At 47.3% G+C, this 9640-nt stretch carries 9 protein-coding genes, 1 tRNA gene and 1 pseudogene; 5 read left to right on the top strand and 6 right to left on the bottom strand.

The genetic code is table 11. The features are described from left to right. Positions 1-161: 161 nt before the first annotated feature. Complete coding sequence (locus tag IE074_RS11180) at positions 162-413, top strand: hypothetical protein (protein ID WP_189385541.1); 252 nt, start codon at positions 162-164, stop codon at positions 411-413. A 40-nt stretch (positions 414-453) separates the two neighbouring features. Here the strand turns inward: IE074_RS11180 and IE074_RS11175 are convergent, their stop codons facing one another. Together IE074_RS11175 and IE074_RS11170 are read right to left on the bottom strand one after the other, a co-directional pair. After that, positions 454-711, bottom strand: a complete 258-nt coding sequence (locus tag IE074_RS11175; protein ID WP_189385540.1) for a hypothetical protein — start codon at positions 709-711, stop codon at positions 454-456. Between the two features lie 128 nt (positions 712-839). Further along, complete coding sequence (locus tag IE074_RS11170; RefSeq protein WP_189385539.1) at positions 840-1208, bottom strand: single stranded DNA-binding domain-containing protein; 369 nt, start codon at positions 1206-1208, stop codon at positions 840-842. A 194-nt stretch (positions 1209-1402) separates the two neighbouring features. On the opposite strand from IE074_RS11170, the gene IE074_RS11165 reads away from it, so the two are divergent. The 4 genes from IE074_RS11165 to IE074_RS11150 all read left to right on the top strand — a co-directional run bounded on the left by IE074_RS11165 (position 1403) and on the right by IE074_RS11150 (position 4867). Next, a complete protein-coding gene (locus tag IE074_RS11165; protein WP_189385538.1) occupies positions 1403-1570 on the top strand; it encodes a putative hemolysin in 168 nt (55 codons plus the stop codon). A gap of 102 nt (positions 1571-1672) precedes the next feature. After that, positions 1673-1909 (top strand): hypothetical protein, encoded by a 237-nt coding sequence (locus IE074_RS11160; RefSeq protein ID WP_189385537.1) that lies wholly within the window; start codon positions 1673-1675, stop codon positions 1907-1909. 467 nt (positions 1910-2376) lie between these two features. Then, on the top strand, positions 2377-4404 hold the full coding sequence (locus IE074_RS11155; protein ID WP_189385536.1) for a DUF2849 domain-containing protein: 2028 nt from the start codon (positions 2377-2379) through the stop codon (positions 4402-4404). Continuing rightward, the gene (locus tag IE074_RS11150) at positions 4388-4867 is read left to right on the top strand and encodes a DUF934 domain-containing protein (protein WP_189385535.1); all 480 of its coding nucleotides are present in this window, start codon (positions 4388-4390) and stop codon (positions 4865-4867) included. Before IE074_RS11155 ends, IE074_RS11150 begins: the two co-directional genes overlap by 17 nt. 371 nt (positions 4868-5238) lie before the next feature. Here the strand turns inward: IE074_RS11150 and IE074_RS14900 are convergent. From IE074_RS14900 to IE074_RS11130, 4 genes and pseudogenes are all read right to left on the bottom strand, one after another. Continuing rightward, positions 5239-5373, bottom strand: a pseudogene (locus tag IE074_RS14900) (MgtC/SapB family protein); the annotation flags it as partial. A gap of 176 nt (positions 5374-5549) precedes the next feature. After that, positions 5550-5626: transfer RNA gene (locus IE074_RS11140), tRNA-Val, on the bottom strand. A gap of 293 nt (positions 5627-5919) precedes the next feature. Continuing rightward, positions 5920-8187: a UvrD-helicase domain-containing protein gene (locus IE074_RS11135; protein ID WP_189385534.1), complete on the bottom strand. Its 2268-nt coding sequence runs from the start codon at positions 8185-8187 to the stop codon at positions 5920-5922. Further along, a complete protein-coding gene (locus tag IE074_RS11130; protein WP_189385533.1) occupies positions 8184-9389 on the bottom strand; it encodes a DesA family fatty acid desaturase in 1206 nt (401 codons plus the stop codon). Before IE074_RS11130 ends, IE074_RS11135 begins: the two co-directional genes overlap by 4 nt. Positions 9390-9640: the final 251 nt, after the last annotated feature.

Below are 9640 nucleotides of genomic sequence, written 5' to 3'. Positions count from 1 at the left end.
GTCCAAAAAATGGACCATGCCCATTCGCAACTGGAAGCTTGCACTGAATCGGTTTATTATCGAGTTTGAGGATCGCATCAGCGATTATATATAACCCAGACGGTTACACAGAATTATTTACACCCTCCTCATTGATGCACAAGATAACTCCCAAGGCAAAAATGACATTCATACCCAAAGAAAATATCATCAAATATTTTAATTTCAAGATAAATATTCCTGAAGGCTACAAGTATCTGGCCATTGATAAAGATGGCACCTTGTATGCATATCTTAATAAACCCACATGGAACAAAGCCACCACCTCCTGGGTGCCCAACCTGCTCACCAACCAGCTAATGGAGTTTCTGGAAATTGGTATTTTTGAATCCAATCAAATACCGCCCGAAGACAGCTTGGTAAAAATTGCATAACTGCCTGTAAGGCATGCCTAAATGGGCACAGCAGGTTTCATTAATTATCCAACGGATTTGTTTCAGGCCGGAATGCCGCCCAACCACCATTTTTAATGATGAAGACGCGATCCTGTTCATCTAAAAATTGCTTGATGTAGGTTCTGAAAGTGGTACTGGTAAAATCTTCCAGTTTCACCCACCAAAATGACCTCAAGGCCCGCTGGGCCCCCAGGCGATCAAGCTCATCGTACAGGGCCAAATGCTTTTCCGCGTTGCCACTACATAGCTCAAACGCCAAAAAAAAGGTTACTGCCATTGATTTCTCCTTTTTAATTAATCTAAAAGAGCCTCTCAAACAGCAAAGACTTATTCATTAAAGCACGTATCTTACGCCCGGAACATGACATCTTTCTTTATCCTGAAGAAAGATGTCATGTCACTCACTTACTCACCGTCAACATCATCATTGAAATCTTCCTGCCTTCCATGATTTCTGATGCCCTGAACTTCATCCCGCTTCTTTTTTATGTGATAAACCGACAGGACTGCATGGGCAACCATATCCAGAACAGGCCTGGGACCATCCTGGGAATCCCATACCCGAGGTGTTAACGAACCAGCCACCGAAACGCTGTCCCCATCCTGCAAGGCCAGCAACTGGGAGCAGGCTTGCTGGTTAAAACAAATAACATTTACAAATATTGTGTCTTGTTCGGTGGCCGCCCTTACCTTGGCCGTTACGTAAGAGCCATTTTTACCCTGACCCTGCTTGGGTTGCCCAAATATTTTGCCGGCAATCAATCCATCAATCATTTTCAGATTCCATCTTGCTGAATAATTTATCATTAACACACAACACGCTTATGCAGTTATTGTGAATCTTTACAGTATTGATCATACTGTTTTGGTTACTTGTATTAATAGGAATCTCCTCATGAAAATTACACGGTATCTTGTTTTGGGTGTACTGCTGCTTTCAGCAGTGTACCTCTATCGCTCCTGTTGAAATGGCCAATCCTGCTTCAATGCTGTGCCAGCAAAAAGGTGGCAAGATAATCATCAAGCAAGGAAAAAATGGCCAATACGGAATCTGTCAATTTTCCGACGGGACGGAAATTGAAGAGTGGGAATTTTACCGCCAACACTATCAGGTCACCAAAGCCACTGAAGTGTAACAAATACACCCGGTTATAATGTTAAGCTGGTAACACTTAATATGCATTCCTTATTAACCTACCAGATGCATGGCAAATTTCACACTTTAAATGAGATACGATATGACACGCTATATTTCTTACGAAAACATGGACGGCATCACAGAAAAACTTAATCTGGATCCCTATGATCCAGTCCCGGAAAATATTATTGAGATTAAAAAATTATTGGTTAAAAAACTGGACATTGATACAGCCGATCAAACCCCGGGATCACCCAAAACACCCGAGGAACTGCTTGATGATGCCCTGAATAACGTTAACATTGCTCCCTCAACGGTCAAACTGGTGATTAATTAACAGCAATTATCTCCTGGCCCATTCATTAAACTAACCCACAGAGCCGTGCACATGGGCATTTGCAGCAGGAAAAACAACAGTCTTCAACCCTGAATATAGCCAAATCTTTATTTGGTGTGACATTTTCCCTGCTGCAAAGCCTATTAATGCTTATTTATAGCAAACAAGTCTTTCTTTATGAATTATTTTTATATAAAGACAGTAGAGAAAGTCATAAAAAATGTATAGAGTATAAATAAAATTTTTATCCTTTATTGGATTGTATGAATTTTAATTATATGCATGGCAATTATTTACATATAACTGCGACTTATAACATTAAAGTTCATCACACCTTGCAACGACCGGGCGGATGCCCCCTGTTTTCCTTTACCCCTTGAACATAAACGAAAACAGAACATCTTCCCGTGGTTTTTTATGATGAATATGGGTATTGCAATAATATGTAGTGCTCAGGGAGTTTATGAATGAGCAATACGGCTGAATTGACACTTTTCTCGGCAAATCGCCTGCATGACGGGATTGTCGTCTGGCTGGGAGAAAACAATGAATGGGTGCAGGAGCTGCATTCAGTCTCTTTATTCGATCAGGAAAACATTGAAGCTGCCCGGGATACCGCACAACAGGCCAGTGATCGTAATTTTATTGTTGGCGTTCAGGAATTACCGGCCACCCGCGAAAACGACACCCCGGTACCCTGTGATTACAAAGAACGAATCCGCAGTAAAGGGCCTTCAGTACGCCCCGATCTGGGCAAACAGTCCGGAAATGGTGAAAACGGCAACCCTGCCTTCGGCAAGACCCTGCAGCCGCGTCAGGCCAACAGCAAGGCAGGCATTTACCAATATGATGACGATGAGCATGCCTTTCTGAAAAACCGCGCGCATTTTTTTGGCGAACAGGTTCAACGCCGCTTAAGCGGTGAACTCACCGAAGACGAGTTCAAGACATACCGCCTGATGAATGGCCTGTATTTGCAGTTGCATGCCTATATGCTCAGGGTGGCCATTCCTTATGGCACCCTTAGCGCAGAACAGTTAAAACAGCTGGCCTACGTGGCACGCACCTATGACAAGGGTTATGGCCATTTCACCACCCGCCAGAACATCCAATTCAACTGGATACGATTAGATCAGGCTGCTGATGCCTTATCTGCACTTGCCGATGTCGACCTGCATGCCATACAGACCAGCGGCAATTGCATCCGTAACGTCACCACCGACCAGTTTGCCGGCGCGGCTTTTGACGAAGATCTTGATCCGCGTGTGTATGCGGAGATCCTGCGTCAGTGGTCTACCGACCACCCTGAATTCACGTATCTGCCCCGCAAATTCAAGATTGCCATTACCGGCAGCGCCAACGACCGGGCTGCCATCCGCTTTCATGATATTGGCCTGCGTGTCCTTAAGAACGATGCCGGTGAAACCGGCTTCGAAGTCCATGCCGGTGGCGGCTTGGGCAGAACGCCGATTGTAGCCACCAAAGTAAGGGCCTGGTTGCCACAACAGGATTTGCTCAAATACGTAGAAGCGATTGTACGTGTTTACAATGCGCTGGGACGTCGTGACAATCTGTATAAGGCACGCATCAAGATTCTGGTTCGTGAACTGAAACCAGAAAATTTTATCCGCATGATAGAAGAAGAATTTAACGCGTTGCCCGATGACCGACCGCTGGTCAGCAACGAACTGGTGGAGCATTTCAATGCCCGCTTTGTGACCCCTGCCTTTGAGACGGATAGCGGCCAGTTTCCTGCATTTGAAGCTGCGCTTGCCAACAACCCGGCCTTTGCCCGCTGGGTTAAACAAAACACCTATCAGCACAAGCAAGCCGCTTATATCAGCGCGGTTATTTCCCTGAAACCGCAAGGCGGCATCCCCGGCGATCTTACTGCCGATGAAATGGACCTGGTTGCCAGACTGGCTGAGCAATATTCCATGAATGAAATCAGGGTGACACATGAACAGAACCTGGTTCTGCCACACGTGAAAAAAGAAGATCTTTTTGATGTATGGCAGACACTGGTCAACGCCAATCTGGCAACCGACAACATCGGCCTTGTCACCGACATGATTGCCTGCCCTGGCATGGATTACTGCAGCCTGGCCAATGCCCGCTCTATTCCGGTTGCCCAGGAAATTGCAGTCATGATTCATAAAAAGAAAATTGAACATGACCTGGGCAAACTCACTCTTAATATTTCGGGTTGCATCAACGCGTGCGCCCACCACCATATTGCCAACATCGGTATTCTGGGGGTGGATAAGAACGGCCAGGAATTTTATCAAATCACACTTGGCGGTTCTGCCGATGAGAACGCCGTGGTTGGCAAGATCCTGGGTTCCTCCGTCACTTTTGAGGACGTTCCCGTGGTGATAGAAGAAATCATGAATATTTATCTACGTGAACGCACCAACGCTGAAACTTTCCTGCAGACCTATCATCGTATTGGTGCTGCACCCTTCAAGGAGGCACTTAATGTTGCTGGTAAATAAGTCTGGACAATACATACAGGATCAATGGCAATATATCGGATCCGAAGATACCATTCCCGCCAATGGTAACCTTGTGATTGCGCTTGAGCGATGGGCTGAAATTGAAACCCTGCCGGTTCGCAAAGGAATCTGGTTAAGCCCCGACAACAATGTTGCAGACATTGCCAGGCTTTTGCCTGACGCGGAACTGGTTCTGATTGACTTCCCGAAATTCAGGGATGGCCGGGGCTTCACGCAGGCCAAACTTATTCGCGAACGCTACCGTTTTAAAGGTGATATACGCGCTGGCGGACATGTGTTGCCTGACCAGTTTTCATCAATGATTACCTGTGGATTCAGCAGTGCCAAAGTGGCTGAAACCTTTCCTGAAGAACGCTGGATTCAAGCAGCCCTGCTGGTGGAGTCACGCAAAACCAGCACGGCACCGGGCAACTTATTGAACCGGCTTGTTAGCGCTTACTAGTTAACAATAGGGTTACCAACAAGAAAGGGCTTGCAAGCAATTTGCAAGCCCTTTCTTCCAGATGGCACAATCACTCTCATCAACCGCCCCTCATTCTTACTGATTGGGCCCGGTTTAGCCGTGCCGCCTCGCGTTCTGCAAACGCTTCCTCTCCGGGTTCGTATGATCCTTCATAAGCACAATTACCCCACCACCCGCATTTACTGACGCGACTTGAGGCAACCGGACTTGCCGAAAAGCATCCGGACAAAAGCGCGGCACACATACCTATTGAAGCAGCTTGATAAAATAACCGCATAAACATTTTCCTTACTTTTAAAAGCAATACGTTTTGCAATTTTATATGAATAACGCCAGAGCTGAACAGAATGCCCCGAGACTACGTAAGCAACGACTCTAATAGTGCCATCGGGGCCTCCAATCCGGAAGGCCATATCAACGAAAATTGCCGCCCCTACACAGACAAGCGCATTGGTTCGCAGTCCTGCAGTACGCTGGCGATACTGTGATTTCTTGCATGCAAGGTCAGTCAGAGGGGCAGTCACACGTGCCATTTTGCTTACCCTTATTTTTTTCTGGTAAGCCTTGGTATGGGACAGCATTTTATGGCAACAAAAAACCCGCAGAACGTTTATTCATGCGGGTTTAATGGGGTTTCCTGGGCATCTGTGTGATGTTTTACTGGTAGGCAGTACTGGATTCGAACCAGCGACCTCTACGATGTCAACGTAGCGCTCTAACCAACTGAGCTAACCGCCTTCAGGAAAGAATATAATTATATGCATCAACAATAATTATGTCAACACCCAGTGGTATAAAACCAAAAATCCAAGCGTTTATTTGGAAAATGTTGTTTTTTGGCTGGAATAGCCTACCCCAACATCCATAATGCCGTACATCTCTACTTTAGAGCCACTTAAGGAGGTGTTTCCCGACCCAGAAGCACAACCGGACAAAAGCCCTAACAAACAGCACGATAGCAACAGTGTTCTCTTCATTTTCCACCTCATTTCATTGGGGGCTCTTAAAGCCCCCTTGAATTGGCATACAGATCAGGCAATAATTTCCAGCTTGGCAATACCCAATGCAAGGGTTTTGGCACCTGCATTCTGAAAAATGATTTGTGCCTGGGCATCGTTACCTTGACCACTTAAATTAATAATGGTTCCATCACCAAACCTGGCATGACGCACACCTTGGCCAACTTTGAATTGCTGCAACCCAACTTGCACCCCACTGCTTACAGTACGCGGCACACGTGGTGACAGGTTTCCGCTTTCCTGACGAGCAAAAGCATCGCGCTGACGGGATTGCCCGCTTCCCCAGCCATTCTGGCTTGCACCGTAGGTGGCAACCTTGGGCGTCAACCATTTAATACAGGCCTCAGGGAGCTCATCCAGAAAGCGCGAGCGAATGGAGTACCGGGTTTGTCCATGCAGCATACGGCTTTGTGCCATGCTGATATACAGACGCTCCCGGGCACGGGTGATGGCCACATACATAAGACGACGTTCTTCCTCAAGACCACCATCAGCCATCAGGCTGTTTTCATGAGGAAACAGGCCTTCTTCGACGCCGGTAATAAACACCACATCAAATTCAAGGCCTTTGGCGGCATGAATTGTCATAAGCTGAATGGCATCCTCTCCGGCTTTGGCCTGATTATCGCCCGCTTCCAGTGAAGCATGAGACAAAAACGCAGCCAGCGGAGAAATGGCTTCCTGGAACATGATATCCGGATCAACGGGAACAGGAGGTTCTACCGCCTTGCCAGCTGGCATACCCTCAAAGTTTTCTTCAAGAGCAAACACGGTTGCCGCATTAACCAGCTCACTTAAGTTTTCCAGGCGCTCCGCGCCCTCACGCTCTTGTTCGTAATACTGTTTTAAGCCAGAGATTTCAATAACATGCTGTACCAGTTCGGGCAAGGTAACCGTTTGCGCCACTTCTGCCATTTGCTTTATAAGCTGCACAAACGAAGCAAGATTGCTTCCCCCCTTTCCTGAAACCGCACCAATTGCATGTGCCATGCTGCAACCAATTTGACGCGATGCATCAGTCAGGTTCTCAAGGGTTCGGGCACCAATTCCCCGCGTGGGAAAGTTAACCACCCGCATGAAAGAGGTATCATCACCCAAATTGGAAACCAGACGCAGATAGGCCAGTACATGCTTGATTTCCTGACGCTCAAAAAAGCGCAGGCCACCATAAACCTTATAGGGAATCCGGGCTGAAAACAGGGCATGTTCTATGGTGCGTGACTGTGCATTGCTGCGATACAGGATGGCGATATCACGCCTTGCACGCCCATCGTTAAGTAGCGCCTTAATCTCTTCCATCAGCCATTGCGATTCTTGCAAGTCGGTGGGTTGCTCTATGATACGCAAGGGTTCACCGGCACCGCGATCGGTCCACAGGTTTTTACCCATTCGGTCATTATTATGCTCGATAAGAGCATTGGCCGCATCAAGGATATTGCCATAAGAACGATAGTTTTGCTCCAGGCGAACAATGTTGCCCTTGGCGTAATCACGCTCAAAGGCTGCCATATTGCCTACATTGGCACCACGAAACGCATAAATGGACTGGTCGTCATCACCGACGGCAAACAGGCAGGCATCCTGACCGGCCAGCAGACACAGCCATTTGTACTGCAAGTCATTGGTATCCTGGAATTCATCTACCAGAATATGCCTGAAGCGACGCTGGTAATGCTCGCGAACCAGCGCGTTTCTGCTTAGCAATTCGTAGGCACGCAACAGCAGTTCCGCAAAATCAACAACACCCTCACGCTGACATTGTTCCTGATACAGCTGGTAAATATCCACCATCCGCTGGCGATGCGCGTCCCAGACTTCCATGGTTTCAGGACGCTCGCCTTTTTCTTTGGCGCCGTTAATGAAACGCTGGACATCTTTGGCCGGAAACTTTTCATCATCAATGTTGGCGGTTTTTATAAGCCGCTTGATGGCCGACAGCTGATCTGCCGTATCAAGGATTTGAAAACCCTGGGGCAGGCCCGCGTCACGGTAATGGGCCCGCAAAAGACGATTGCAAAGCCCGTGAAAAGTGCCAATCCACATGCCACGGGCATCAATCGGCAACATACCCGTTAAACGGGCAAGCATTTCTTTGGCCGCTTTATTGGTAAAGGTTACCGCCAGCAAACCATACGGTGAAACCTGACCCGTTTGAATAAGCCAGGCCATACGCGTGGTAAGAACCTTGGTTTTACCGCTTCCGGCTCCGGCCAGCACCAGCGCGTACTGCGCTGATGAAGTTACCGCAGTACGCTGTTCGGGGTTGAGCTGATCGATCATGCCGCGTAACGTCGCAGGCGCAATGCAAATTGCTCAAGACTGTGTATGCCACTTTGCTGAGCCTGCTGGCACCAGGCCTGCAAGTCTTGCAACAATTGTTCACTGCTGGCCGTAGAGCTTGCCCAAACACGGGTAAGGTCATCACGCATGTTAACCAGGGTAGCCAGGACTTTGTTCTGGGACAGCGCGTGCTCAAGCTCTTGTTTCTCGGTTGGCTTCAGGGACTGTTCTGCCTGGGTAATGCGATCGGCAACCGATTTCAGCAACGCAGCCTGTTGAATGCTGAGATTGTCCTTGACACCTTTAAGGCGTTCAATTTCTGCCTGGGCTGCCTGTTTTAACAAATCGGCATAGCGGGTCATGATTTCATAACGATGGGTAATAACACCCTGCAGGGTCTTTTCCGTTACCTGAGCGGAGTTATGTTCAAGTTTTAACTTGGGCGCGACTTTACGCACCTTCGCCAAACCAACGTACCCCATTAGCTTGATATACAGCCAGCCAATATCAAACTCGTACCACTTGCTGGAAAATTTGGCTGATGTGCCATAAGCATGGTGGTTGTTGTGCAACTCCTCGCCCCCGATAATAATCCCAATCGGGAACAGGTTTGTACTGCTGTCAGGGCTGGAAAAATTACGATAACCAATATAATGCCCCAAACCGTTTACCACACCAGCCGCCCAGAACGGGATCCAGGCCATTTGCACGGCCCAGACCGTTAAACCGGCAGCACCAAACAGCAGCACGTCTACAATCAGGGTCAAAATAATACCCAGGCCGGAATGGCGGGTATAGAGATTACGCTCCAGCCAGTCATCGGGAGTTCCGTGACCATAACGTTTAAGCGTTTCCTCATTGGCAGACTCTTCACGATACAGCTCCGCCCCTTTCCACAAGACTTTTTCTATGCCATACACAATGGGTGAATGCGGATCACCTTCTTTTTCACATTTGGCATGGTGTTTGCGATGAATGGCAACCCATTCCTTGGTAACCATACCGGTGGTAAGCCATAACCACATGCGAAAAAAATGGGCGGCAATGGGGTGAAGATCAAGACCACGATGAGTTTGGCTGCGATGCAGGAAGATTGTTACCCCAACAATGGTGATATGAGTAAGAACCAGTGTCACAAGAACAAGTTGCCACCAGGACAGTTGCAACAAGCCGCCCGCCAGAAAATTCAGAATGCTATCCATAAACCTTATCAGGTCTCCTAAAAACGTTTGTTTAAGTATTCAGGATTGGAATGAAAAGCAGAAATAAAGTTCTTTTCCAACCCTGTTTACTTGCTTCAACAGATTACCATCTTGCTGAAAACAATATAAATCCAAAAAACCTGTCAAAAGCATTAAGTTACTTAATAACAGATTGATTTGATTAATGAATTATTATTGCATGTTTAGATATGCAACGCAAAACAAATGGCCGGTTTTCATCCTGAAAAATG

Origin of the sequence: Advenella faeciporci (assembly GCF_014652395.1) — a bacterium.
Taxonomy (GTDB): Bacteria; Pseudomonadota; Gammaproteobacteria; order Burkholderiales; family Burkholderiaceae_B; genus Advenella; species Advenella faeciporci.
This window is presented reverse-complemented; position numbering and strand designations above follow the sequence as displayed.